The sequence below is a fragment of the Kangiella sp. TOML190 genome, from assembly GCF_023706045.1.
In the GTDB taxonomy this organism is placed as follows: Bacteria; Pseudomonadota; Gammaproteobacteria; order Enterobacterales; family Kangiellaceae; genus Kangiella.
In genome coordinates this window covers 1,820,971-1,845,450 of the sequence record NZ_BQYL01000001.1, presented here as the reverse complement: position 1 = coordinate 1,845,450, position 24,480 = coordinate 1,820,971, and the positions used below count along the sequence as shown (strand labels likewise).

The 24,480-nt window shown below is 42.9% G+C and carries 23 protein-coding genes; 10 read left to right on the top strand and 13 right to left on the bottom strand.

Annotated elements, in window-relative coordinates:
- Positions 1–249: 249 nt before the first annotated feature.
- Positions 250–1,761: a fumarate hydratase gene (locus NFS34_RS08835; RefSeq protein WP_251359675.1), complete on the bottom strand. Its 1,512-nt coding sequence runs from the start codon at positions 1,759–1,761 to the stop codon at positions 250–252.
- Between the two features lie 180 nt (positions 1,762–1,941).
- On the opposite strand from NFS34_RS08835, the gene pabB reads away from it, so the two are divergent.
- Together pabB and NFS34_RS08825 are read left to right on the top strand one after the other, a co-directional pair.
- Positions 1,942–3,501: an aminodeoxychorismate synthase component I gene (gene pabB, locus NFS34_RS08830; protein WP_251359674.1), complete on the top strand. Its 1,560-nt coding sequence runs from the start codon at positions 1,942–1,944 to the stop codon at positions 3,499–3,501.
- Positions 3,488–4,045, top strand: coding sequence for a CoA pyrophosphatase (locus NFS34_RS08825; RefSeq protein ID WP_251359673.1), 558 nt, complete (start codon positions 3,488–3,490; stop codon positions 4,043–4,045). Before pabB ends, NFS34_RS08825 begins: the two co-directional genes overlap by 14 nt.
- On the opposite strand, the gene NFS34_RS08820 is transcribed toward NFS34_RS08825, so the two are convergent.
- The gene (locus NFS34_RS08820) at positions 4,034–4,447 is read right to left on the bottom strand and encodes a hypothetical protein (protein ID WP_251359672.1); all 414 of its coding nucleotides are present in this window, start codon (positions 4,445–4,447) and stop codon (positions 4,034–4,036) included. The two genes, NFS34_RS08825 and NFS34_RS08820, sit on opposite strands and share 12 nt — an antisense overlap.
- 85 nt (positions 4,448–4,532) lie before the next feature.
- On the opposite strand from NFS34_RS08820, the gene NFS34_RS08815 reads away from it, so the two are divergent.
- From NFS34_RS08815 to argH, 8 genes are all read left to right on the top strand, one after another.
- On the top strand, positions 4,533–5,909 hold the full coding sequence (locus NFS34_RS08815) for an L-serine ammonia-lyase (protein WP_251359671.1): 1,377 nt from the start codon (positions 4,533–4,535) through the stop codon (positions 5,907–5,909).
- Positions 5,910–6,089: 180 nt separating this feature from the next.
- Positions 6,090–6,989 (top strand): TIGR01777 family oxidoreductase, encoded by a 900-nt coding sequence (locus NFS34_RS08810; protein WP_251359670.1) that lies wholly within the window; start codon positions 6,090–6,092, stop codon positions 6,987–6,989.
- 347 nt (positions 6,990–7,336) lie between these two features.
- On the top strand, positions 7,337–8,341 hold the full coding sequence (locus NFS34_RS08805; RefSeq protein ID WP_251359669.1) for an N-acetylornithine carbamoyltransferase: 1,005 nt from the start codon (positions 7,337–7,339) through the stop codon (positions 8,339–8,341).
- 8 nt (positions 8,342–8,349) lie between these two features.
- Positions 8,350–9,561, top strand: a complete 1,212-nt coding sequence (locus NFS34_RS08800; protein WP_376707939.1) for an argininosuccinate synthase — start codon at positions 8,350–8,352, stop codon at positions 9,559–9,561.
- A gap of 1 nt (position 9,562) precedes the next feature.
- Positions 9,563–10,657 (top strand): acetylornithine deacetylase, encoded by a 1,095-nt coding sequence (locus tag NFS34_RS08795; protein WP_251359667.1) that lies wholly within the window; start codon positions 9,563–9,565, stop codon positions 10,655–10,657.
- A complete protein-coding gene (locus NFS34_RS08790) occupies positions 10,647–11,969 on the top strand; it encodes an acetylglutamate kinase (protein ID WP_251359666.1) in 1,323 nt (440 codons plus the stop codon). The genes NFS34_RS08795 and NFS34_RS08790 overlap by 11 nt, the downstream gene beginning before the upstream one ends.
- On the top strand, positions 11,959–12,885 hold the full coding sequence (argC, locus tag NFS34_RS08785) for an N-acetyl-gamma-glutamyl-phosphate reductase (protein WP_251359665.1): 927 nt from the start codon (positions 11,959–11,961) through the stop codon (positions 12,883–12,885). Before NFS34_RS08790 ends, argC begins: the two co-directional genes overlap by 11 nt.
- Positions 12,875–14,173: an argininosuccinate lyase gene (gene argH, locus NFS34_RS08780; protein ID WP_376707978.1), complete on the top strand. Its 1,299-nt coding sequence runs from the start codon at positions 12,875–12,877 to the stop codon at positions 14,171–14,173. Before argC ends, argH begins: the two co-directional genes overlap by 11 nt.
- 66 nt (positions 14,174–14,239) lie before the next feature.
- On the opposite strand, the gene NFS34_RS08775 is transcribed toward argH, so the two are convergent.
- The 11 genes from NFS34_RS08775 to ccmE all read right to left on the bottom strand — a co-directional run bounded on the left by NFS34_RS08775 (position 14,240) and on the right by ccmE (position 24,455).
- Positions 14,240–15,796: an amidohydrolase family protein gene (locus tag NFS34_RS08775; RefSeq protein WP_251359663.1), complete on the bottom strand. Its 1,557-nt coding sequence runs from the start codon at positions 15,794–15,796 to the stop codon at positions 14,240–14,242.
- Positions 15,797–15,886: 90 nt separating this feature from the next.
- Entirely contained in the window at positions 15,887–16,789 is a 903-nt protein-coding gene (locus tag NFS34_RS08770) for a 5'-nucleotidase (RefSeq protein ID WP_251359662.1), read from the bottom strand.
- A gap of 97 nt (positions 16,790–16,886) precedes the next feature.
- Entirely contained in the window at positions 16,887–17,618 is a 732-nt protein-coding gene (locus tag NFS34_RS08765; RefSeq protein ID WP_251359661.1) for a VacJ family lipoprotein, read from the bottom strand.
- Between the two features lie 66 nt (positions 17,619–17,684).
- A complete protein-coding gene (locus tag NFS34_RS08760) occupies positions 17,685–18,476 on the bottom strand; it encodes a DUF2063 domain-containing protein (protein WP_251359660.1) in 792 nt (263 codons plus the stop codon).
- Complete coding sequence (locus tag NFS34_RS08755) at positions 18,469–19,317, bottom strand: DUF692 domain-containing protein (protein ID WP_251359659.1); 849 nt, start codon at positions 19,315–19,317, stop codon at positions 18,469–18,471. The genes NFS34_RS08760 and NFS34_RS08755 overlap by 8 nt, the downstream gene beginning before the upstream one ends.
- 105 nt (positions 19,318–19,422) lie before the next feature.
- Positions 19,423–19,836, bottom strand: a complete 414-nt coding sequence (locus NFS34_RS08750) for a hypothetical protein (RefSeq protein WP_251359658.1) — start codon at positions 19,834–19,836, stop codon at positions 19,423–19,425.
- 144 nt (positions 19,837–19,980) lie between these two features.
- Positions 19,981–21,000, bottom strand: coding sequence for a hypothetical protein (locus NFS34_RS08745; protein WP_251359657.1), 1,020 nt, complete (start codon positions 20,998–21,000; stop codon positions 19,981–19,983).
- Positions 21,000–21,434, bottom strand: coding sequence for a cytochrome c-type biogenesis protein (locus tag NFS34_RS08740; RefSeq protein ID WP_251359656.1), 435 nt, complete (start codon positions 21,432–21,434; stop codon positions 21,000–21,002). The genes NFS34_RS08745 and NFS34_RS08740 overlap by 1 nt, the downstream gene beginning before the upstream one ends.
- Positions 21,431–21,991 (bottom strand): DsbE family thiol:disulfide interchange protein, encoded by a 561-nt coding sequence (locus tag NFS34_RS08735; protein WP_251359655.1) that lies wholly within the window; start codon positions 21,989–21,991, stop codon positions 21,431–21,433. Before NFS34_RS08735 ends, NFS34_RS08740 begins: the two co-directional genes overlap by 4 nt.
- Positions 21,988–23,976: a heme lyase CcmF/NrfE family subunit gene (locus NFS34_RS08730; RefSeq protein WP_251359654.1), complete on the bottom strand. Its 1,989-nt coding sequence runs from the start codon at positions 23,974–23,976 to the stop codon at positions 21,988–21,990. Before NFS34_RS08730 ends, NFS34_RS08735 begins: the two co-directional genes overlap by 4 nt.
- Positions 23,976–24,455 carry a cytochrome c maturation protein CcmE gene (ccmE, locus tag NFS34_RS08725; protein WP_251359653.1) on the bottom strand — a complete coding sequence of 160 codons (480 nt, stop codon included), beginning with the start codon at positions 24,453–24,455 and terminating at the stop codon, positions 23,976–23,978. Before ccmE ends, NFS34_RS08730 begins: the two co-directional genes overlap by 1 nt.
- Between the last annotated feature and the right edge of the window lie 25 nt (positions 24,456–24,480).

Here is a 24,480-nt window from a genome sequence, read left to right as displayed (position 1 = left end):
TCATTCCCGCATGACCAAAGGAACTCACTTGGAACATCGGGAATCAATCTCAAACACACTGCCCGTTCTCACATGGACTCCCGTCTGCGCGGAAGTGACGAGCTAAACTTTTTAATATTTGCACTCACTTAGCGTTATGAGCAACTAAAAAGACAAGGCATAAAATAAAATTTAAGCGAGGAAGTTTACTTTTGCTAAACGACGAATCTTAAATTTTATTTTTAACGCAGTATTTTTAGTGCACAGTAGCTAAGACAACTTAACCTTCCAAATCGCTGGCCCCGTTTTATGCACCGACTCGCCTTGCGAATCTACCGCTACCGTTACCGGCATATCTTCAACATCGAATTCGTAAACCGCCTCCATACCTAACTCAGGGAAAGCCACCACTTTTGAATCTTTAATCGCTTTCGATACTAGGTAAGCAGCGCCGCCAACAGCCATTAAATAGGTCGATTGATGTTTCTTTATCGACTCAATCGCAACATCACCACGCTCCGCTTTACCAATCATGCCTAGTAATCCTGTTTGGGATAACATCATGTCAGTAAACTTATCCATACGGGTAGCGGTAGTTGGACCCGCTGGGCCTACCGCTTCATCACGCACTGCATCTACTGGACCGACGTAATAAATAAAGCGATTTTTAAAATCTAAACCATCTGGTAAGCCTTTACCCGAATCTAGTAAATCCTTAATGCGTTTATGCGCAGCATCGCGACCGGTTAAGATTTTACCGTTAAGTAATAACACATCGCCCGGCTTCCAACTGGCGACTTCTTGTTTGCTGATATTATTAATATCCACCCGCTTGGCATCTTCTGAGGCTTCATAGTCCATGTTTGGCCAATCTTCGATCGACGGTGGAGTTAGCTTAGCAGGACCTGTGCCATCTAATGTGAAATGGATATGTCGTGTTGCCGCGCAATTAGGGATCATGGCCACAGGTTTAGAAGCCGCGTGGGTTGGCCAATCGTTAATCTTAACGTCCATTACTGTAGTTATGCCGCCAAGACCTTGTGCGCCAATACCTAATTTATTTACGGCTTCATAAATTTCAATACGCAACTCTTCAACTCGGTTTTGTGGGCCTCGCTTTAATAGCTCTTGCATATCAATGGGATCCATTAACGACTCTTTTGCCAATAACATGGCTTTTTCCGCCGTGCCGCCAACACCAATTCCCAATATGCCTGGTGGACACCAGCCAGCCCCCATCTTAGGTACGGTTTCGACAACCCAATCCACGATAGAATCCGATGGATTGAGCATTACAAATTTTGACTTATTCTCTGAGCCGCCGCCTTTAGCCGCCACGGTCACATCAACTTTATCGCCCTTAACCATTTTGATATGAACCACCGCTGGAGTATTGTCTTTGGAGTTGGTGCGCTTACCCGCGGGGTCCATTAAAACCGAAGCGCGAAGCGGATTATCGGGATTCAAGTAAGCACGACGTACCCCCTCATCCACCATCTCTTGCACCGTCATATCTCTAGCGCCTGTATCAAAGCGTGCATCCATACCGATTTCCACAATCGCCATGGCAATACCGGTATCTTGGCACACTGGTCTATGCCCCATCGCCGCCATTCGCGAGTTCACTAAAATCTGCTTCATGGCGTCTTTTGCCGCTGGGCTTTCTTCTTTTTCGTAAGCCGCGGTCATGGCTTGCACAAAATCTTTAGGGTGGTAATAGGAAATGTATTGGAAAGCGTCAGCTACGCTTTCGATGAAATCTTCCGCTTTTATAACACTCATGGGAGTATGGCTCCAAGTCGCTAATCAAAAGGCCAAGTGATTGTTTCTATACAATCTGGCGAGAAATCTCTAAAATCAGCCCATTAGTATAACTGCTGGATCAGGCGTTTCCCAAATTTTGAATGCCAATTAATACCAGATCCGCGGTATTTGTCGTTTTTTTGAGCAATTAGGTAACAAATGCCCAACCTCGAATCACCATTTGTTGAATTCAACTACCGAGATCCGGCCAAGATGCGGCAGCTTTTTTCGCATTTTGCCGATGAAGAATGGGCACTATTGCTCGATAGCGGCAAAACTATCCACCAAGCAGCAAAGTTTGATCTGATTTTGCTGCGCCCCAAAGCTAGTATCCAGTTTTACCACAATAAGACCATTGTTGCGGGGATAGAGATCGCTATTAGTCACCGCCCCTTTGAAGATCTAAAGCGCTTTTACCAAGCAGGGCTTAAGGATGCTATCGCTTTGCCCGAGCAGCTCGCCGAGCTACCGTTTCACGGTGGAATTGCAGGTTTTGCCAGTTACGATCTGGGACGCGCTATTGAGGATTTGCCGCAAATCGCCAAGCACGATATTGATCTGCCGGAAATGGCTTTTGGGTTATACCAATGGGGCTTTATTAGCGATCATCAACATCAAAAAAGCTATTTGTTAAAGTTTTCCGCTATCGACGACTCCAGTTGGAGCGCTATTAGCCAAGAATTTCAAAAGCTTGAACAGCAGGATCTAAGAGAGCAAAATCTAGGTGAGCAGGACATAGAGCAGCAAACTGATAACTCGTCACAATACCCTACTTTTGCTTTAAGTAGCGCTTGGCAATCAAACATGGACGAACAAGAGTATCTGGATAAATTTCAAAAAGTTCATGACTATATTCATGCGGGCGATTGTTATCAGGTTAACTTAGCTCAGCGCTTTCAAGCCAGCTTTAGCGGCCATCCTTGGAATGCTTATTTGCAATTAACTGAGCATAATCAAGCGCCTTTTTCTGCTTACATGAATTTAGGCAAACAACAAATTCTATCGCTATCGCCAGAGCGCTTTATTCAAATAGAAAAAATCGACGGCAAGAGCCACGTAGTTACCCAGCCAATCAAAGGCACTCGACCGCGCAGCAAAGATCCGCTAGAAGACAAGCAACTTTCTGACGAGTTATTGAGCAGCGAAAAAGATCGCGCCGAGAATTTGATGATCGTAGATCTATTGCGCAACGATATTGGCCGAACCGCAGAGTACGGTTCTGTTGATGTGACCAAATTATTTGAGTTGCAAAGTTTTATTTCGGTTCATCACTTAGTCAGCACCATAGAAGCCGATTTGGCCGATGGCAAAGATGGTTTGGATTTATTAGAGCATTGTTTTCCGGGTGGCTCGATTACTGGTGCACCCAAAATTCGTGCGATGGAAATTATCGAAGAGTTAGAGCCACACCGTCGCAGCATCTATTGCGGTTCGGTTTTATACTATGACTTTAGAGGTTTTTTAGATTCCAGCATTACCATACGAACCCTAGTAGCCGAAAGCTCTTCACCGAATTCTGCTGAGGGCTCTTTATTCGCTGAGGGCTCTTTACATGCTGAAGCCTCTCTATTTGCTGAGGGCTCTATCTACGCTTGGGGTGGCGGCGGTTTAGTGGCTGATTCCGAAGCGGCAAGTGAATACCAAGAAACTTATCATAAACTCAGCCGTATTTTGCCCGTGCTTAGCGCTGAAAAGAACAGTAACCATGATCAGTCTTGAGCAAATTCAACAAGCCTTAAATCAAGCTAACCATAAGCCGCCTAAAGCTAGCAAATTACAACCAAGCGCAGTGCTGGTTCCGATTGTACAGCGCGACAGTGGGTTACAGCTGATTTTAACTCAGCGTGCGCAACACCTAAAACACCATCCAGGTCAAATCAGCTTTCCCGGCGGCCGCATGGATCCAGAAGATAAGGATTTAATTGCCACCGCATTACGCGAAACCGAAGAGGAAGTCGGCATTAGCAAACAACAAATCAAGGTGTTGGGTAAACTCAGTCTGCAATCGACCATTACTCAATTTATGATCCAGCCAATTGTCGGTTTGGTCGATCCCGATTACCGATTTAGTATCAACCCTGACGAAGTTGACGAAGCTTTTGAAGTACCGCTGGACTTTTTATTGCAGCCCAGTAATCAAGTTAAGTCCTCTATTGAGCATCAAGGAGTGACTTATCCATTGTACTCAATGCCTTATCAAGGCCGTAATATTTGGGGAGCAACCGCAAAAATTATTGTAGATTTTGGCAAGCTAATCACTTGAGTCTATAACCATAGACTCAGACTTGATAAAAAGCTCATACAGTCTAGTTAAATCTTGCCTACCTAAGTCATAGGAATAACACTTGGTTTTGCTTTCCTTGAAGGCATGTACTGACAAAACATCTAGCTTTACCTCATCGAGCATAGACTCAATTTCTTCTACCGTTACGTTGTTCAAAGTAAACTCATATAGACCATTAACAATCAGCTTTGTTAACACACCATTTTCGAAATATAAAATTATATATCGTCGGTTAAACAAAAAATCGTCTATTCTAGTAAAACAAGTCGCTATAGCTTTTTCTGCAGACTTGGACGATTGTTTCTCCCGCTTGTTTGTCGCTTTATGTAATACTGTGCCAACAAAATTACTATTTTTTTCTTCTAAGGCTATTAATAACATCGATCTGGTCTGATTAGCTATGTGTAGCCATTATAGTATAGAGCGAGTACAATTCTAGCAATTCAAACTCTTAGAGAAATTCACCTTGGCAATTAGCGTTTTTGATATGTTCAGTATCGGTATCGGCCCCTCAAGTTCGCATACCGTGGGGCCTATGCGTGCAGCTCGGCGTTTTGTCGAAGGCTTAGAAAAAAGCGGCCTATTAGCAACGACCCATCGCATCAAGAGTGAACTATATGGCTCTCTGGGGGCTACGGGTAAAGGACACGGTTCGGATAAGGCGGTATTGCTGGGTTTAGAAGGCGAGCGTCCCGATGAGGTCGATCCGGATATTATTCCTGAACGGTTAGATACGATTCGCAGTAACCATCAAATTAACCTTAATGGCAATAAACAGATCAAATTTAACGAAGCAAAGGATTTAATATTACATAAGAAAAAAAGTTTGCCAAAACATGCTAACGGCATGATTTTTTATGCCTATGACGAACAAGGTGAACTGCTAAATTCCAAAACCTACTACTCGGTGGGTGGCGGTTTTGTGGTCAATGATGAGATGGATGCTGATAGTCCAATTATGGAAGACGCTACTCAAGTCAAATACCCTTTCGCCACTGCCGCCGAGTTAATGGCTTTATGCAAAGAGCATGGCCTTAAAGTTAGCACCTTGATGATGGAGAACGAAAAAGCATGGCGTAGTGAGCAAGAAGTTCGGGAAAAACTTTTACGTATTTGGCAAGTAATGAAAAACTGCATTAAGCGCGGTTGTGATCGAGAAGGCATTTTGCCTGGAGGCCTAAAAGTTAAGCGTCGCGCTCATGGCATTTACATGAAGCTAAAATCCGATCCCCATAGCACTACCGATACCCTGTCGGCCATGGATTGGGTTGATTTATACGCCTTAGCGGTGAATGAGGAAAATGCTGCTGGCGGCCAAGTAGTCACCGCCCCCACTAATGGTGCAGCAGGTATTATTCCGGCAGTGCTTTTTTATTATATGAAATTTAAACATGGCGCTGATGAAGAAGGCGTTATTGATTTTCTATTAACTGCCGCTGCGATTGGTATCTTATACAAACTTAACGCTTCAATTTCCGGTGCTGAAGTTGGTTGTCAGGGTGAAGTTGGCGTAGCTTGTTCCATGGCAGCCGGAGCTCTAACTGAAGTCTTGGGCGGCTCGCCAGAGCAGGTCGAAAATGCTGCTGAAATTGGCATGGAACATAACTTAGGGCTAACTTGCGATCCAGTCGGCGGCTTGGTGCAAGTGCCTTGTATTGAGCGCAATGCGATGGCTTCGGTCAAGGCGATTAATGCATGCCGCCTTGCCTTACGCGGCGACGGTGAGCACAAAGTATCGTTAGATAAAGTCATTAAAACCATGTGGGATACGGGCATGGATATGCGAGAGAAGTATAAAGAAACAGCGCGAGGTGGGCTTGCGGTACATATCATAGAGTGTTAATTAAAAGACTAGGCCGCCCAAAATATATTGTTTGCTTCAAATAGTATTTGCTTCAATTAGCCTTAGCTTAGAAAGCTAAAAGTATCATAATCTTAACTATTGATTGCGATAATTTTATGCTGCTGGAAAAGAGTTTGGAGATAACATAGAATAAGGTCACCTTTTTAGAGGGAGCTAAAGATGGAAAAAATACTAATCACTGGTGGCACCGGTTTTATCGGCAGAAATTTGATTCCTCTGCTTCAAGAAAATAACTACAACATTACCATCAAGACCCGTACTCCCGATAAGTTTCAAGACGATTTCTTTTTTCGTAATGTTAATTTCATTTGGGAACTCGAAGAAGCCCCTACTGTTGATATAGTCCTTAATCTCTGCGGCGAAAACTTGGCTGATAAACGTTGGTCGCGCAACCAAAAAATCACCATTTACAATAGTCGAATTCAAAATACTATCGAACTGGTAGATTGGATGATCAAACAGGAACAAAAGCCTCATACCTTTATTTCTGGTTCGGCCATTGGTTATTATGGCGCTCGCGGTGATGAAACTCTTAATGAAATGTCAAAGCATGGCGATCTTAAACAGTTCCAATCGAAACTTTGCCATAACTGGGAATTATCAGCCAAACGTGCGGCACAAGAAGGCATTAGAACCGCTATAATCCGTACTGGGATTGTCCTTGGCCAAGAAGGTGCTTTGGCAAAAATGCTCAAGCCTTTTAAGTTAGGACTCGGTGGGAAAATCGGCAGTGGCAAACAGTGGATGTCTTGGATCCACATACAAGATCAAATCCAAGCCATTATGCATCTTATTAGCAACTCGCAACAGTTCGGCGTTTTCAATCTGACCGCCCCTAACCCAGTAACTAACTTAAGCTTTACCCAAACTTTAGCCAAAATTGTAAACAAGCCGGCGAAAGTGGCTGTACCAGCCTTTGTGTTAAAAGCGGCTTTAGGTGAATTTTCTGAGTTGTTGCTAACAGGACAAAAAGTCTTACCCGAAGCCTTGCAAAAATCAGGATTTGAGTTTCAATTTCCAGAGCTTGAACTAGCGCTAGCGGATCTATTAAAGGATTAGATTGCTACTAAACCCATCCTGGTTAGCATAAACATATTTGCTAACACCAATAACTAAGCATTAAAAACTTTCATATAAAAAATATTGGTTTGAGGTTTACTTGCTAAAAAAATAGGGTTAGACTTTATTCAACTTGAGTTGTATCAAACTTTGCTACTAAGCTAATGAATTTAAATATTACTTTAACAATTAGTCAATTACGACGTCGCAGCCAACGTACTAGCGTGGCTGGGAATTAGTAGCGCGAACCAAATTTATATTAAACCCAGCCATCGGCTGGGTTTTTTATTGCATCCATAGATTATCAATAAAAGCTCTTCCGGTGGCTGACAACCTGAGGAAGAGACATGCAACACTTTCTAACCAGCGCCAGTTGGAAACAGCAAGAACTTCAGCAAATCATTGATTTTGCTAAAGAATTAAAAAAGAGCCCAGTACAGCCACTATTGAAAAACAAAACCATTGCGTTATTGTTTTTTAATCCGTCTTTAAGAACCCGAACCAGTTTTGAAATTGGAGCCTTCCAATTAGGCGCCAAAGCAGCGGTGCTACAACCTGGAAAAGACGCTTGGCCGATCGAGTTTGAACTCGGATCTGTGATGGATGGCGAAGCCGAAGAGCACGTTATCGAGGTTGCTCAAGTCTTATCCTCATATTGCGACATGATAGCGATTCGGGCTTTTCCCAAGTTTAATAATTGGCAAGAAGACAAGCAAGATCAGGTCATTAATAAGTTTGCCCGCTATTCAAGCGTGCCGGTTATCAACATGGAAACTATCACCCACCCTTGCCAAGAGCTGGCGCACATTATGGCCTTGCAGGAAAAAATCGGCGATCTGAAAGGGAAGAAATACCTGCTAACTTGGACTTACCACCCCAAGCCACTAAATACCGCTGTGGCCAATTCGTCGCTACTGATTGCCAGCAAATTTGGTATGGATGTGACATTACTGTGCCCTACTGAAGACTATATTTTGGATCAAAAATACCTTGATCATACACAACAAAATTGTAGCCAACACGGACAAAATTTTCAGATCAGCCATGATATCGACAGCGCTTATCAAGATGCGGACATAGTTTATGCTAAAAGTTGGGGTGCTCTACCCTTTTATGGCAACTGGCAACAAGAAAAACCCATTCGTGATCAATTCAAACACTTTATAGTTGATCAAGACAAGATGGCTAAAACCAACAATGCTCTTTTTAGTCATTGTCTGCCCCTTAGAAGAAACGTTAAAGCCACCGACGAAGTTTTGGACTCTAAAAACTGCATTGCCATCGCAGAAGCAGAGAACCGTTTGCACGTTCAAAAAGCCTTAATGAACCAATTAGCCAACCAAAACCAGTAGAGGATACATTGATGAAACAACCTATAGTCCTAGCATTTTCAGGTGGTTTAGATACCAGCTTTTGCGTCCCTTACCTTATTGATCAAGGCTTTGCGGTACACACCCTATTCGTTAATACTGGCGGCGTCAGCCAGCAAAAAGAGCAAGAGATTGAACAACGCGCTTATGAATTAGGTGCTACCAACCATTACAGCCTCGACGCTAAACAAGCATTATGGAATAAAACTGTAATCCCTCTAGTTTGGGCCAATCAGTTGTATCAAGGCAAGTATCCGACTCTATGCGCTGATCGGTATCTTATCGTCGAAGAAGCGATAAAACTGTGTCAGCAGCTTAATACTCCTTACATTGCTCATGGCTGCACTGGCATGGGTAACGATCAGGTGCGGTTTGATTTGGCTGTTTTGGCTCATGGAGATTACAAAATTCTCTCGCCGATCAGAGAGATTCAAAAAGCCCATACCCAAACCCGTCAATATGAAATTGATTATTTGAAGGCTAAAGGCTTTACCGTGTCCGAGCAACAAAACCGCTATAGCGTCAATGAAAACTTACTCGGCGTAACTATCTCAGGTTCAGAAATCGACCAGTGGCAAGAGCCAAGCGAAGATACTTATGTGCTATGCAATGCACCTAGCAAAATCAAACAGTGCCCAACAGAGATCAAACTGAACTTTGAAAACGGCACTCCGGTAGCAATCGAAGGAGAGTCATTAGCTGGCGCGGAAATTTTACAGTATTTAAACCATATCGGAGGTCAATACGGCATTGGACGTGAAATTTATACTGGTGACACCGTGATTGGCTTGAAAGGGCGAATTTTATTTGAAGCGCCAGGCATAAAGCTGTTGCAAACAGCACATAAGGCGCTTGAAGAAGTTTGCCTGACCAACAAGCAAAACCAATTTAAGCCACTGGTGGCCCAGCAATGGACGGAGCTGGTTTACAACGGTTTTTATTTCGATCCACTGTACCAAAATGTTCTAGCTTGCTTGCAGTCAATGCAGCAACAAGTTACCGGTCAAGTAACTCTTAAACTGCATGCACATCAAGCAATCGCCGTTGCGGTGCAAAGTCATCATTTGCTGGCCAGTGATGAAGCTAGTTATGCCCAGTCAGCATCTTGGGGCATTGAAGAAGCTATGGGGTTTATCAAGTTATATGGCCAAAGCACCACTACTTGGGCGCTGGTTAACCAATCGCAAAAAAAGGCAGGTTAAGATGAACAATCTCCTATTAGATTCTTGCCTTAACCATTTACAGCAGCTAGTGGCTTTTGATACTTGTAATCCACCCAAAGCTTACTCGGCATCCGGAATTATTGATTATTTGCTACAGCAATTTGATTTACCTGAGGTCGAGATTAAGGTTTCCGATCATGGTAATGATTCGATCAATATTTTAGTAACTAAAGGCGACCCGAAGCTACTGTTTAATTTCCATATGGACACGGTTCCAGTATCTGATGGTTGGCAAAGCGATCCTTTCCAATTAACCGTTAAGGAAGATAAAGCTTACGCTCTCGGTGCTTGTGACATCAAAGGTGCAGCCGCTGCTATGCTCGCGGTGATTGAGCGTTATCATCATAGCATTAGCGATTTCGCCTTGTTATTTTCTTCTGACGAAGAGCATGGTAACAGCAGCTGTATTAAAAACTTTTTATCGGAGCATCACCCCTATCAAGGCGTGATTGTTGCCGAGCCGACCCAAGCTAAAGCGGTAACAGCCCATAGAGGGATCCATACCTTTAAGCTATCTATTGCTGGAAAATCTGGCCATAGCTCAGAGCAACGAGCTTTAACCGAGAACTGCATCCACCAATTTAGCCATTGGTCGCAAAAAGCCATTAAATTGGCCGAATCTTATCTCACCCAAAGCTATAAAGGCTTATCTGGAATTTGCTTTAATATTGGCTTGATCCAAGGCGGTATTAAGCCCAATATCATCGCCGATGAAGTCACTGCAAATTTCGGGGTTCGCCCGCTACCCGGTCAAGATCTTAATAAACTGAAACAAGAATTGTCACAATTACTTACTGACAAGATGTCACTCTCCGATGGTTTTAGCGCACCGGCATTACCATCCAAACAAACCGCTGCCGACAATGAAAAACTGGCGGAGCAACTGCAATTACCACATTCAGAGCCAGTCAACTTTTGGACCGAAGCTTCTTTGTTTCATCAAGCAGGCTACCCGAGCATTGTCTATGGCCCTGGCAATATCGAACAAGCCCATGCCCCCAACGAATATGTCAAGTTACAACAGTTACATTCGGTAATTGAGAACTATCATAGGATTTTATCTCATGCAAAATAAAGATATAAAAAAAACCATCATTAAGTTACTGAGTAATTTAGGTACTGAAAATGAAGTCAGAAAATACCTCAAACGGTTTTCCGATCCGAATGTATCAAGCTTCGCTATTATTAAAATTGGCGGTAGTATTATTCAAAATGATCTAGACAATATTGTTTCGGCCATTAGCTTTATTCAAGAAGTTGGGCTAACTCCTATTATCGTTCATGGCGCTGGCCCACAGCTCAATCAAAAGCTCGATGAGCATGGGATTGATACACAATTTATTGACGGTAAACGGGTAACCACTACCGATGTGCTGCATATTGCGCGCAAAGTTTTTATTCGTGAAAACCAAAAACTGGCGGCAGCCTTTCAAGCGGTTGGTATCAATGCAACCCCTTTAACCAATGGCTTATTCAACTGCCGACTGTCGAATAATCAACTGGGACTCGTGGGCGACATAAAATCTATCTCCGTCGATCTGATTCAAGGTATTCTTAAACGAGGCTCCATTCCAATTATTGCGCCTCTAGGGGAAACCGATTCGGGGCAAATTGTTAATATCAATGCTGACAGTGCAACCTTTTCCCTAGCTCAAGCGATTAGTCCGTATAAGATTATCTTCTTAACCGAGACCGGTGGCGTGCTCGATCAAAAGGGTCAAATTATTCCAGTGATCAATTTAAGTAATGACTATGAAGAGTTGCTCGAAAAAGACTGGATACATTCAGGCATGCTGTTTAAATTGCAACAAATCAATAATATTCTGCAAGTGCTGCCTAAAAGCACTTCGGTATCCATTAACAGCCCCACATTGCTAGCAAAAGAACTCTTCACTCATCGCGGCTCAGGAACCTTGATCAACAGCGGCGACTCCATTCATAGTCATCAGGAGTGGGATTCTGTCGATAAAAACACGGTAACTAATATCGTTGATTCCAGTTTTGGAAAAAAACTCCATGCGGATTATTTCGTGCAAACCAAACTGCATAAGCTCTACCTTACCGACTGTGATAAGGGCTTAGCCATTGTCACCGACGACTTCCCTATTCCTTACTTGGACAAATTTTGCGTTAACCCGAGCACTAAAGGCGAAGGCGTTGGCAGTAGCCTATGGAAACGTTTAACCAAAGACAATCCTAAATTTTTTTGGCGCGCTCGTAGCAACAACCCGATCAACAACTTCTACCGCAACAATGCCGATGGCTTTCAAAAAGGTGAAGTTTGGTGCGTCTATTGGTATGGCGATATTAAGCCCAGTGAAATTGCTGACTGCATTCAGTGGGCTTCGAGTAAAAACATTACAGTAGGTAATCAAAATGCACAATAAGATCCGTATCGCCTTAGTTGGCGCACGTGGCTATGTAGGCAAAGAACTTATCGAGCTGTTGCAAAATCACCCTAAAATGGAACTAATCGCGGCCTTTTCAAGACAGCTTTCTGGCAAGCCAGTTTTAGCCGATGAACCGCTAAGGTACCAAGACTCAACGCCTGAAAACGTTAGCGCGACAGAGGCAGATGCTTATATTTTGGCGCTACCCAACGGTTTCTGTGAGCAATACGCAAGCTTGCTTGTAGCTACACATCCTCAAGCAGTGATTATCGATCTTAGTGCCGACAAGCGCTTCGATAAAAATTGGCAATATTCGATTCCAGAGCTTAATCACCACATCGAATTGCAACTTATCAGTAATCCCGGCTGTTACGCAACCGCAATGCAGTTGGCAATTGCGCCCTTGCTAAGTTTAATTGATGGTGAAGTCCATTGCTTTGGTGTTTCTGGTTATAGCGGCGCAGGTACGGCTCCGTCCGAAAAGAACGATATTGATCGACTGCAAGACAACCTGATCCCCTATCAGCTCACTGCGCACCTGCATGAAAAAGAAGTAAGTCATGCTTTACAGCATACCATTCGTTTTTCGCCTCATGTTGCCAGTTTTTTCAGAGGGATCAGCATGACCATTCAAACAAAGCTAAAACAAGTCCAATCTGAAGAAGAGCTACTGAAGTTATTTAGTCACTTTTACGCTGATTCATCCTTGGTTAAGATCAAAGACTCAGTGCCTTATGTGGTCGATAATGCCAAAAAACATCATGCCGTTATTGGCGGCTTTAGTGTTTCTGATAAAGAAATTGCGCTTAATGTTACGCTCGATAATTTATTAAAAGGCGCCGCTACTCAAGCCCTACAAAACCTTAACATAGCCTTTAATCTCGATTCAACAACAGGTATTGATCATGAATAGACTTTGGAGTAATTCATCAACGCAAAGCAGCCCCTTAGAGCAAAAAATACATCAATTTCTAGCGGCACAAGATATTGAGCTGGATAAAGACATTATTGTTTATGATATTCAGGCCAGCAAGGCACATGCCAATGGACTTGCGAGTATTGAAATTTTAAGTTCTGATGAAAACCAACAAATTCAACAATGTTTGGATGAGCTTCTCAATAAGGTAATAGAGCAAGAGTTTGAACTAAGCCAAGAATTTGAAGACTGTCATTCTGCGATTGAATTTTATCTCACTGAGCAATTAGGTGATTTAGGCAAAAAAATTCACACAGGCAGAAGCCGCAATGATCAAGTATTAGTCGCAACTAGACTTTACTGTAAAGATAAGCTGCAACAGCTAGTCGAGATAAACAAGGCTATTGCCACTGCTCTTTTAGTCAAAGCTGGTCAACATCAGTTTGACGCGATGCCAGGTTATACCCACCTCCAACAGGCAGTAGTCTCCAGTTGGGGAATGTGGTTTGCCGCCTTTGCCGAAAGTTATATTGATAATATCGACCATGCCAAGAAAATTACCCATTGGATTGATGCTAACCCGCTAGGTTCAGCCGCCGGTTATGGGGTTAATTTACCACTAGATCGAACACTAACAAGTCACGAGTTACAGTTCTCGCGGCTACAAATCAATCCTATCTATTGCCAAAATAGCCGCGGCAAGTTTGAATTGGAAGTGCTTTCCAGCTTTAAACAAAGTCTGCTCGATGCTCGTAAATTGGCTTGGGATCTAAGCTTATTTTCGATGGCTGAATTAAATTTTATTGCTCAATCCGATAGTTATACCACCGGCTCATCGATTATGCCGAATAAACGAAACCCTGACGTGTTAGAGCTGATCCGCGCCAGCTACGCCAAGCTCCAAGCTGCTTATGCTGAATTAGAAAATTTACTGTCACTGCCTAGCGGTTATCACCGCGATCTACAGTTTAGTAAAAAACCTTTAATCCAAGGTGTTTCAGAGGCTTTTGCTTGCTTAGAACTACTGCCAGCGCTAATTGAGGACTTAACGATTCATTCAGAGAATAGCAAAAAGCATATTTCAGCAGACATGTTTATGACCGACTTAAGTATTGAGTATGCCGCGCAAGGGATCCCTTTTCGCGAAGCCTATTTAAACATTAAACAAAACGACATTGATTTATCAAACTATACTCCTGAGCAGTCGCTAAAGGCTAGAAATTCACCTGGGGCTTGCGCAGATTTAATGCTGGAGCAGTTGCAACAACGATTGGTTGCCAGTTAAAAACAGGCTGGAATTATAGAAGTCATACCCAACCGTTGGGTATGACCTTAATTATGAGCTTAGTTTTTATTGTTCAGCTTTAGCCTTATTGACTAGTTGTTTTACCTCTTCTCGCAATTGCTGGGCATCAAATACAATGCCATCTTTAACAGTGTATTTAACCCCGCCAACTCTTTTTGCGACATTATCAAGCCCTAAGCGATAGTGTCCTGTGCCGTATAAAACCTTAAAGTTAGCTATCGGGTTTTCTTCGACAATCACTAGATCCGCTAATTTGCCAGGGATCACTGAGCCGATTTGATCGTCCATACCCAAAGCTTCCGCACCATTTAAAGTTGCCGATTGAATCACTTCCAGCGGATGAAAGCCTGCTTCTTGCAGCAACTCCATTTCACGAATATAACCAAAGCCAAAAATTTTATAAATATAGCCAGCGTCGGAACCAATGGTCACCCGACCGCCATGATTTTTATAATCATTCAAAAAATCCATCCACTTTCTAAAATTCGCTTTCCAGTCGATTTCATTTTGCGTCGTCCAATCGAAAAAATAAGAGCCATGCGACTCACGATTGGGCTCAAAAAAAGCTGTTAATTTTGGATGGGTATAGTCTTGATGCCATTCGGCATTTCGCTCGCGCATAACATCTCGACTGGCTTCATAGATAGTCATAGTTGGATTAATAGTGAAATCCAGTTGAATTAATTCATCGCGGACTGAATTCCATTTATCACTACCCTTTTCTGCTGCTTGTTGCCATAGTCTTCCGGCTTCAGTAAAGCGATGGGACTCGTTGTTGTAATTATAATAGAGCGGATAATCTTGTATCACTTGCCCTTCAAACAAAGCCTCAGGTAAGCCATACCAATGTTCCATGGTGGTTAATCCCATACGCGCAGAATCTAACACATTAGTTCCGACCACATTGAGTTGGGCATGGTGCATCATAGTGCCCAAGCCTTGTTTATTCGCTTCGTCCAAAGCTGCCGCCATCATTTTTTTTGGCAAACCAAAAAACTTAATACCCTTAGCACCTTTATTGGCCACATGGCGCACCCAACGTCTGGTTTCTTCAGAAGTAGTAATACGACTATCCCAATTCATGTTAAAGCCAACATAAGGAATTATTCTAGGCGCTGTAATCTGATTCTTGTCGCTTAACACTTGGTGTTTTATGGTCCAATCTAAGCCATTAAAACTACCCGGCTCACGAACGGTGGTTATGCCATGTGCTAGCCATAACTTAAACGGATATTCCGCCGGCAAACCGTCAACGCTACCGGCAATGTGTCCATGTAAATCAATAAAACCTGGTAAAACATAATGCCCTTCAATATCAATAACTTTGTCGCCACTATTGGCTTTAGGACGATTGCTATCCTTAATCGCAACTCCAGGCGCACCGACAGACTGTACTGCAACAATCTTATTTGCCTCGATCACAATATCAACTGGACCAGTGGGCGGCGCACCTTCTCCATTAATTAAAATACCGCCTCGTAAGATCAACCGCTCGAAAGGACCTTCGCCCTCTACTCGCTTGGGCGCATCAAGTGTTGCAGCATTAAGCTGGGCACTAGTCAAACAAAAAAAGACTGAGAGCAGAAATAGGTGTTTTTTCATAAACTTATTATGGGCATGTTAAAAAAGTACATATTCAACGTTGCCTGATCAAAGTTATAATTTCAAGGCAATTTAGAAGAATACCGTTAATTAATTACGACTATTAACTATGCCGGTTGGAACGTGAGCGCTAGCAATATGATCACGGGCGCGTTCGATATGACCTTCTTGATCATCGAAAAATACGTCCGCGGCAAACGCTTTTAAGAAAGGTGTTTTATCCATACCGCCTAAGAATAAAGCTTCATCAATCCGAATATTCCAATAGCGCAGGGTTCTTATTACCCGCTCATGTGCAGGCGCTGAACGAGCGGTAACTAAGGCGGTACGAATCGGACAGTCTTCGCCATAGTCTTTCTGAATTTTATGTAAAGCAGCTAAGAAGTTTTTGAAAGGTCCACCCTCTAACGGCTTTTGCGCAGAGGCTTTTTCGTGCTTGGTGAACTCTTCTAAACCACTTTGCTGATAAATTTTCTCAGCTTCATCGGAAAATAAAACCGCATCGCCATCAAAAGCAAAACGAATTTCACTTGAGTGTTCGCTCTCGGTGATAGGAGCAACAATGGTTGCCGCAGCAATGCCATTATCCAGCGCTTGCTTAACATCCACCGGATTGGTCGATAAAAATAAATGGGCATTAAACGCTGAGGCATATTGATAGGGACTGTTACCAGAAGTAAAAGCTGCACGAGTAATTTGCAACTGATGATTTTCAATCGAATTAAAGACTCGTAAGCCGGTATCAGCGCTGTTGCGTGACAAAAGAATAACCTCAACACGCGGTTGTGTGTTAGTTGCTTCATTTAGCGCTAATAATTTTTTTACCAACCCAAAAGCAGCGCCTGGCTTTAAAAGCTCATCCTCATGATCAATTTGATATTGGGCATAGCTAGTAACACCCTTTTCTAGATAGACACGGTGACTATCGGCCAGATTAAACAAAGCCGTTGATGAAATCGCGATAACTAGAGTGTCATTAAATTCAATGGGCATTAGCTTAAAATTAGAAATTTGTTCTCTACTGTTTTAATCATTTAAAGGAATTTTGTCCAGCTAAATTACCATCCATAGCTAATGCATCAGTTATCCGTTAAAACTCCTCACAATCCTCTTCAAACTCACACTCATCATCTTCAATTGGTGGGTTGCCATCATAAATTTTGAACTTTCGATTCTGTAAATAAACGTCTCTGAGGAAAGTATAGTCGTCAGGAGCTGATTCTAGCTGCTCATCAATGGACAAAATCGCGGCGCGCGTTTGCACTATATCAATACCATATTTCAATATATATTCGGTTTGCTTGTCATTGAGCTCATCGTATAAAGAATAAAAACTAGTCGCCTGCACTCCGCTACCAATGCCGTCACGCACACTACTAGGGCCAAAGAATGGCAGCATCAAATAGGCTCCCGAGTCAAAGCCCCAAACGGCTAAAGTTTGCCCGAAATCCTCTTCTTCGCGTTCCAGCCCCATATCGGTAGCCGGATCAAACAGGCCCGCCACGCCAAGCGTTGAGTTAATTAAAAAGCGACCGGTATCCTTGAGCGCTTTACCAAACTTGAATTGTAAAACATCGTTGATGATAGTCGGGACTTCATCAATATTGTTGAAGAAATTGGTTACGCCTTTTTCCACCGGATCGGGTGTAATGGCTTTGTAGCCCTTAGCTACAGGGCGCAAAATGGCTTTATCAAGCCCCTTATTAAACTCCCACATGCTCCGATTAAAGCTTTCATAGGGATCTTGCGGGTTATCGCCAGTGGTTGCACAACCAGTGACAAATAAAGACATGAATAAGGCGCTGAGTATTGTTGCTTTCATTAAATTGGGTTTCCTAGAGCTATATCTCCGTATTTCAGGCATATTGTATCAACAACTGCTTGCGAGTTATAGATTGACACCCAAAATTACATCGCGTTCCAACAAATCTTGAAGAACTTGCTTACCACCGACAATTAATTGCTCAGGATCAGGAAAATTGAGCTCCTGTTGCAGCTGCTCAATCGCTGCCTGTCCGGTTAATTGCATATTATTTTGCGATTCTGCTTGCTGAAATATTTCCAATAATCGATAAGTAATCGCATTCGTTTCAAAAAAATCCACCTGATGTTCACGATTACGAGCAATGATCAAGAAAGTTGGTTGCTCCGGCGCTTGCTCAGGAATAAAGGCTTCTCCGATTCGATGGACCGGATATTGGTATACCAAAGGCCAAGCTAACGACGATACGACCACCTTGCTGTTATATAAGTCGCCATTGCGATCGTGCGGATACTGTAAAATATCGCCCGTATCGGAAACCGCATTCAGCTCCATCCATTCCCAATGGGCAAGCTCATCCATAAACTCGAAATCGTCATCTTGGGATTGTCGATGATTGCTTAAGTAATCGAGGAAGGCTTTAGAAATGTCCTTGAAATAAGGGCTAAGGGCTCGATAATCGGAAAAAAACTGACGCACCATTTGGTGCCACTTTGTATCTTCGGTTAATTCGCGAAGGATTGGGAAGCTGTTAGCACAAAAATTTTCGACATTGTTGTAAAAAAGATCACGATAGACTTTCATACGCCTATCTTCAATACCTTCGGGTTTCTTTACGCCATCAGGATCACGCAAATGACCCGCAAAACCGTATTGAACTTGCTGAAATTCTGGCAGTTGTTTTTGCTCTTTAGGCAATTGCTTTTCCTTCAAGATTTTTGGCTAAAAACTTCTGCTGAATGGCCTTGATCTGCGCCACTTCAGAAAATAGCTCTGCAAGTGGCGGTATATTAAAGTCACGCTCCAACAAAGTCGGGAAAACCCCAAATTCTTGGTAAGCGGTTTCCAGCAAAGACCAAACGTCAGCTTTTACCTCAGCTCCGTGAGTATCCACCTTAAGATCATCTGCTTCGTCGTAATGACCAGCAATATGCGCATAAGCAATACGTTCTTTTGGCAAGGCCTTTAAAAATTCCTTAGCATCATAGCGATGATTAATGCTGTTAACGTAGATGTTATTAACATCCAGTAATAAGTCACAGTCTGCTTCTTCAAGTACCGCCAATAGAAACTCTAACTCGCTCATTTCTTGACCGGGCGCGGCATAATAAGAAACGTTTTCCATTGCTAATTTCATACCAATGATGTCTTGCACCTGCTTAATCCTATCAGCGACGTAGCGCACCGCCTCTTCGGTAAAAGGAATGGGCATCAAATCATATAGATGGCCATCGTCGCTACAGTAACTTAAGTGTTCACTATAGCTACGAATCTTGTGCTTTTTGATAAAACTAGCGACTTGTTTTACAAATTCAGTATCCATAGGCGTTGGGCCGCCTATGGATAAAGAAAGGCCGTGTATTACAAAAGGAAAGCGCTCAGCATATTGTTCAAATTGTTTAGTAAATTTCCCGCCAAAGGGTATCCAGTTTTCAGGAGCCACTTCCATAAAATCAACGCACGACTGACTGACCGCCTCGAACTCGTCAGAAAAATCACGCCTTAAACCTAATCCAGCACCCGTTACTAATGGTTTCATCTACAGAACCTTCACTAAATAATTTATGTTATTGTTCTTGAGTTTGCTAAAGAAAAGTGGCAGCCGAAACTGCCACTTGATTCATAGCTTAAGCTAAGCTGGCTATTATCCGCCGCACTTACCTTCGCCGCATTTACCTTCTTTTCCTTTTTTCTTTTCGCCGCACTTACCTTCGCCGCATTTACCTTCTTTTCCTTTTTTCTTTTCGCCGCACTTGCCTTCGCCGCATTTACCTTCTTTTCCTTTTTTCTTTTCGCCGCACTTGCCTTCGCCGCATTTACCTTCTTTTCCTTTTTTCTTTTCGCCGCACTTACCTTCGCCGCATTTACCTTCTTTTCCTTTTTTCTTTTCGCCGCACTTGCCTTCACCGCATTTGCCTTCGCCGTCGAATTGCGCAAGATTATAGCCTTGTGATAAGTCATTAACTGCAAAAGGGCTCGCAGCAGCAGTAGACATAGCAACTGATGCTGCCAAAGAAGCTGAAACTAATACGGCTAATTTACTTTTATCTTTTTTCATGAGATTACTCCTGGTAGTGTTTAACAATATAATCAAGCAGTTAGACATAAAGCTTTGCGATTTGTTACATCTAGTCGCTGATAATTTTGAGACTAATCGGAGTTGAGTTTTAAGTCAAAGTATTGGTCGCTATCAATGAAAAACCTAGTTCACAGTTTTATCGATCACTATCTGATAGCTTTTGCTGGGAGTAAGCCCTTGCAGGGTAGCCGTTCGGCCATACAGATCGCCACTTTCTGGTTTGGCAAAACCGGATTGAGAAAGGCGGATTTCTATATATAAATCAGTAACTTGCCAAAAATTTGCGCCAGCCAACATCAAGTTATCTGGGGTAATAGTAATGCTCTGTTCTAAGTCGTCAATATCGACGGATTTCACTGCTATTGGCGCGCCGCCAGCCAGCGGGCGAACCAGCGCAAAGGCTTTTGTAAATGAGTGTAAAGGTAAGTTAGTAAAATTAACTATCTCCAATTGCACAAAGTTTTTAGCCGCCTCGGCTAGCTGCTGTCGAGCTTTGTCGATTTGTTGCTGTAACAGCTTTGCTGAATCACTGTTGGGATGGCGTCTTGATAATAAAAAGCTCCAAGCGTCTATCGCGCTTTGATAATCCTGCTGTTTTAATCCCACCAAGCCCTTCAGCAATAAAGCCCCTTCGTGTTTTGGATTATTAAGCAGCACCAGATCCACTTTAGTTTGCGCTTTAGGATAAAGTTGTTTTTCTAAATAAATTTGTGCGACTTCCAGCTTGGTCTGATTTTGGATTTGGCTATCACCATAATGTGTCGCTCGATTAAAAGCCTGCTCTGCAAGCTCGACTTGCTCCGATTGCAGCAACAACCGACCAAAAGTCATCCATTGTGATTGGCTATCGGCTTGCATGCTGCGTAAACGCATTTCAGCAAACAAGTCTTCAATACTGATTTTTTGCTGCGTGGTTTTTTCTAACAGCTCTCTAAGATCATCTTTGGCTAAACTTTGATGAAGTTCGGTCAGATTACTGATTTTCTGATTAGCACCTAATTGGTGATAAACGCCATAGGAAACCAATACCGAGCAACATGCAAAACCCATATAAAGCAACTTCTTAGATGTCCCTTTAAAAACACCACTAAAAAGCCAAGCTGCCCAAGCAAGTGCTACTAAAATCAGTAAAGCCATTACCATCAAAGTTGTTGCTCCTGTTCAGAATCCGGCTCTGGCTCAAGCTCACGCTTTCCAACTTTTTTTAGCAGCGCCACAATGATCAATAAAAATACCAATATTGGCATAAACCATAAAACATAATTTTTAGGAGACACGGGCGGATCATATAAAACAAAGTCACCATAGCGATCTTGCATATATTGCAAGATTTGTCCTTTCGACTCTCCGGCCTTTAATTTTTGATACACAATATAGCGTAAGTCTTCTGATAAGGGCGCGTCAGAATCAGCGATCGATTGATTTTGACATTTTGGGCAGCGCAGTTGGCTGATAATATCGCGGTATTGCTGCTCTTGCTCAGCACTAGCAAATTGATACTCTTCACTGGCTTGCAACCCTAGGCTGCTGGCGGCAAAGAAAAAGAATAACAGTGTTACACGTAAAAAGAAGCTCATTCGTTTGCCTCCCAGCCTAACGCTTTCAACTTGGGCAGAATAATTTTTTGCCATACCCTATCGTCGATCACTCCAACATGCCGATCACGAATAACCCCATTGGCATCAACAATAAAGGTTTCTGGCGCACCATAAACGCCTAAATCTATGCCTAATTGACCATCGCTATCAGCAATTGAATAAAGGTAAGGATCGCCACCTTGGTCTAAATATTCCAGCGCATCTTTGATTGGATCTTTATAGTTGACGCCAACCCACTTGATCGGATATTGCTGAGAAAATTTGACTAAATAAGGATGCTCGGCATAGCAAGACACGCACCAAGTAGCCCAAATGTTTAATAGGAAAACCTCTTGCGGCAGATCCGCGTTAGTCAAAACTCGCTCCGGCTCCGTCAAGGAAGCTAATTTAAAAGTAGGAATTTTTTCGCCCAGCAATTTAGTTTCTAGTTTTCTGGGATCTTTTTTAAGTGACGCACTAAAAATAATCACTAAAGTTATTAACAAAAGCAATGGTGCTAGAGCTATAACTAATCTTTTGGCGCGGCGACTGCTCATGAGCCTACTACCTCTTGCGAAGCTTGCTTTACCAACTCTGTTTTTTTAAGTTTACGCCTTTGACGGTAGCGTTTATCGGAAATTGCCAGCAAGCCACCAAAAGCCATAATCAAGCAACCAAGCCAGATCCAACGCACAAACGGCTTATAATAGACTTTGATCGCCCAAGCGCCATTCTCTAACGGCTGCGCTAACGAAATATACAAATCTGAAAAAAAGCCGGGCTTAATCGCAGCTTCTGTCATCAATTGGTTAGAGACCCGATAGCGGCGCTTTTCTGGCGTTAAAACGGCTAGTAACTGATCGCTTTTACTGACTCTTAAAGTGGCTTGTGAGCTGATGTAATTTTCATAAGTGAAATTTTCAAACTTGGCAAAGTGAATTTTTAAATTCTCTACAGCTACGGTTTGTTGCAACTCAATTCGAACGTCTTTTTCCAGCGAATAAAAACTGGTAATAATGACACCTATCACCGTCACCGCAACTCCAATATGTGCCACTATCATACCCCAATAGCTGCGGCTGATTTTCTTAGCACCCTCGTATAGACTTTTAGCTTTGCTTGACTGTTGGTACAGATAAAAAAGACAGGATAATAATAGCCAAATGGCTAAAGTTAAGCCCAATAAGGCAAATACTTGTATAGCCGGCGTCAGCCAATATAAGAATCCAAACGCTAGAGCCATCGCGAGCAGCATTAGAACCCAATAACGTTTCATTATCGGCTTCATCGCTTGCAGCTTCCAATTCATTTGCTGCCCGAAAGGGATCAAAAATAAAATAAAGGCAAAGAAAAAGGAAAAATAAGGATCAAAAAATGGTGGGCCAATGGAAACTTTTTCTTCCCATAAAAACTCAGCAATTAATGGATATAAGGTGCCTAAGAACACCACCAATAAGCTGCAAAATAACAGCACATTGTTAAGTACGATGGCAATTTCTTTGGAAAACAAGGTGTAGTTGCGGTTGGATTTTAATTTATCAAACTGCCAAGCATATAAAGTTAAAGCGCCGCCGACCGCAATCGCCAAAAAGGTTAGAATAAAATAGCCACGCTCCGGATCGGTAGCAAACGCATGTACCGAAGTCAAAACCCCCGAGCGCACCAAAAAAGTCCCGAGTAAGCTTAAAGAAAAGGTTAAAATCGCCAGCAACACGGTCCAAGATTTATAAGCGCCACGCTTTTCCGTTGCGGCCAATGAATGCAATAGTGCGGTTCCAGCAAGCCACGGCATAAATGAGGCATTTTCAACCGGATCCCAGAACCACCAGCCACCCCAACCCAGTTCGTAATAGGCCCACCAGCTGCCCAAAGCAATGCCAATGGTTAAAAACACCCAAGCAATGGTAGTCCAAGGACGTGCCCATTTAGCCCATTGTTGATCCAGCTCTCCTTGTAATAGCCCGGCGATAGCAAAAGCAAACACCACCGAAAAGCCAACAAAGCCCATATACAACATTGGCGGATGAACTATCATGCCGAAGTCTTGCAATAGCGGATTGAGATCGGCTCCGTCAATGGGAATAAAAGGCAAAACCCGCTCAAACGGGTTGGAAGTAAAGAGCGCAAAACTGATAAAGCCGACAGAAATTAAACCCAAACTTACCAGCACTCGGGTACGAACCACATTGGTCAGCGCCTTACTAAAAATCGTGACCGCCGCCATCCAAGCGGCCAAAATCAAGATCCAAAGCAATAATGATCCTTCGTGCGAACCCCAAACCGCAGTGATCTTATAGCGCATCGGCAATAAGGTATTGGAGTGATTAGCAACGTAAGCTACTGAGAAATCATCCTGCACAAAGGCAAGGGTTAAACACAGGTAGCTAGCAAGCAGCAGAATAAATTGGCCGATAGAAGCTTTTGAAGCTAGCCGCATTAAACCTTGGTGCTGAGTGTGAGCACCATAAAATGGTAGAGTGCCTAAGATAACTGCATTGACTAAGGCTAAAATTAAAAAGAAATGACCTAGCTCTGGGATCATTAATAGCTGCCTTTGTTTCCTGATTGCTCTTTTTGCATTTTTTCAACACCTTTTTTATGACTCTTCTTAAGCGTATCGGCAATTTCCGGCGGCATATATTTTTCATCGTGCTTAGCTAAAACCTTAGTTGCTTTTAAGGTTTTACGGTCCAGCAATTGACCTTCGGCCATAATACCTTGGCCTTCTCGAAACAGATCGGGCAAACTTTTATCAAAAGTCACGGTAATTACTTCTTGGTTATCGGTAATATCAAACTCCACATACAAGCTATCGGTAGCTCGCTTTACCGAACCCGTAGTGACCAAGCCACCAACCCGAATGGTTTTGTTTAGCGGTGCATCGCCATTCACGACCCGCGTGGGTTCGTAAAAAGCATCGGCATAATCGCCAATGGCGTACAACAATAAGGCTACAGCGGTGCTAAGCAGCAACAGTGCCGTTAAAATAGTCAGTAATTTTTTCTTTCGATGTGCTTTCATAAACGAGAACTACAGTAATCACTCA

Excerpts from the sequence above, each read along its gene's own strand:
- NFS34_RS08835 (WP_251359675.1), bottom strand. The coding sequence starts at position 1,761 with ATGAGTGTTATAAAAGCGGAAGATTTCATCGAAAGCGTAGCTGACGCT.
- pabB (WP_251359674.1), top strand. The coding sequence starts at position 1,942 with ATGCCCAACCTCGAATCACCATTTGTTGAATTCAACTACCGAGATCCG.
- NFS34_RS08825 (WP_251359673.1), top strand. The coding sequence starts at position 3,488 with ATGATCAGTCTTGAGCAAATTCAACAAGCCTTAAATCAAGCTAACCAT.
- NFS34_RS08820 (WP_251359672.1), bottom strand. The coding sequence starts at position 4,447 with ATGTTATTAATAGCCTTAGAAGAAAAAAATAGTAATTTTGTTGGCACA.
- NFS34_RS08810 (WP_251359670.1), top strand. The coding sequence starts at position 6,090 with ATGGAAAAAATACTAATCACTGGTGGCACCGGTTTTATCGGCAGAAAT.
- NFS34_RS08805 (WP_251359669.1), top strand. The coding sequence starts at position 7,337 with ATGCAACACTTTCTAACCAGCGCCAGTTGGAAACAGCAAGAACTTCAG.
- NFS34_RS08795 (WP_251359667.1), top strand. The coding sequence starts at position 9,563 with ATGAACAATCTCCTATTAGATTCTTGCCTTAACCATTTACAGCAGCTA.
- NFS34_RS08790 (WP_251359666.1), top strand. The coding sequence starts at position 10,647 with ATGCAAAATAAAGATATAAAAAAAACCATCATTAAGTTACTGAGTAAT.
- argC (WP_251359665.1), top strand. The coding sequence starts at position 11,959 with ATGCACAATAAGATCCGTATCGCCTTAGTTGGCGCACGTGGCTATGTA.
- NFS34_RS08775 (WP_251359663.1), bottom strand. The coding sequence starts at position 15,796 with ATGAAAAAACACCTATTTCTGCTCTCAGTCTTTTTTTGTTTGACTAGT.
- NFS34_RS08770 (WP_251359662.1), bottom strand. The coding sequence starts at position 16,789 with ATGCCCATTGAATTTAATGACACTCTAGTTATCGCGATTTCATCAACG.
- NFS34_RS08765 (WP_251359661.1), bottom strand. The coding sequence starts at position 17,618 with ATGAAAGCAACAATACTCAGCGCCTTATTCATGTCTTTATTTGTCACT.
- NFS34_RS08755 (WP_251359659.1), bottom strand. The coding sequence starts at position 19,317 with ATGAAACCATTAGTAACGGGTGCTGGATTAGGTTTAAGGCGTGATTTT.
- NFS34_RS08750 (WP_251359658.1), bottom strand. The coding sequence starts at position 19,836 with ATGAAAAAAGATAAAAGTAAATTAGCCGTATTAGTTTCAGCTTCTTTG.
- NFS34_RS08745 (WP_251359657.1), bottom strand. The coding sequence starts at position 21,000 with ATGGTAATGGCTTTACTGATTTTAGTAGCACTTGCTTGGGCAGCTTGG.
- NFS34_RS08740 (WP_251359656.1), bottom strand. The coding sequence starts at position 21,434 with ATGAGCTTCTTTTTACGTGTAACACTGTTATTCTTTTTCTTTGCCGCC.
- NFS34_RS08735 (WP_251359655.1), bottom strand. The coding sequence starts at position 21,991 with ATGAGCAGTCGCCGCGCCAAAAGATTAGTTATAGCTCTAGCACCATTG.
- NFS34_RS08730 (WP_251359654.1), bottom strand. The coding sequence starts at position 23,976 with ATGATCCCAGAGCTAGGTCATTTCTTTTTAATTTTAGCCTTAGTCAAT.
- ccmE (WP_251359653.1), bottom strand. The coding sequence starts at position 24,455 with ATGAAAGCACATCGAAAGAAAAAATTACTGACTATTTTAACGGCACTG.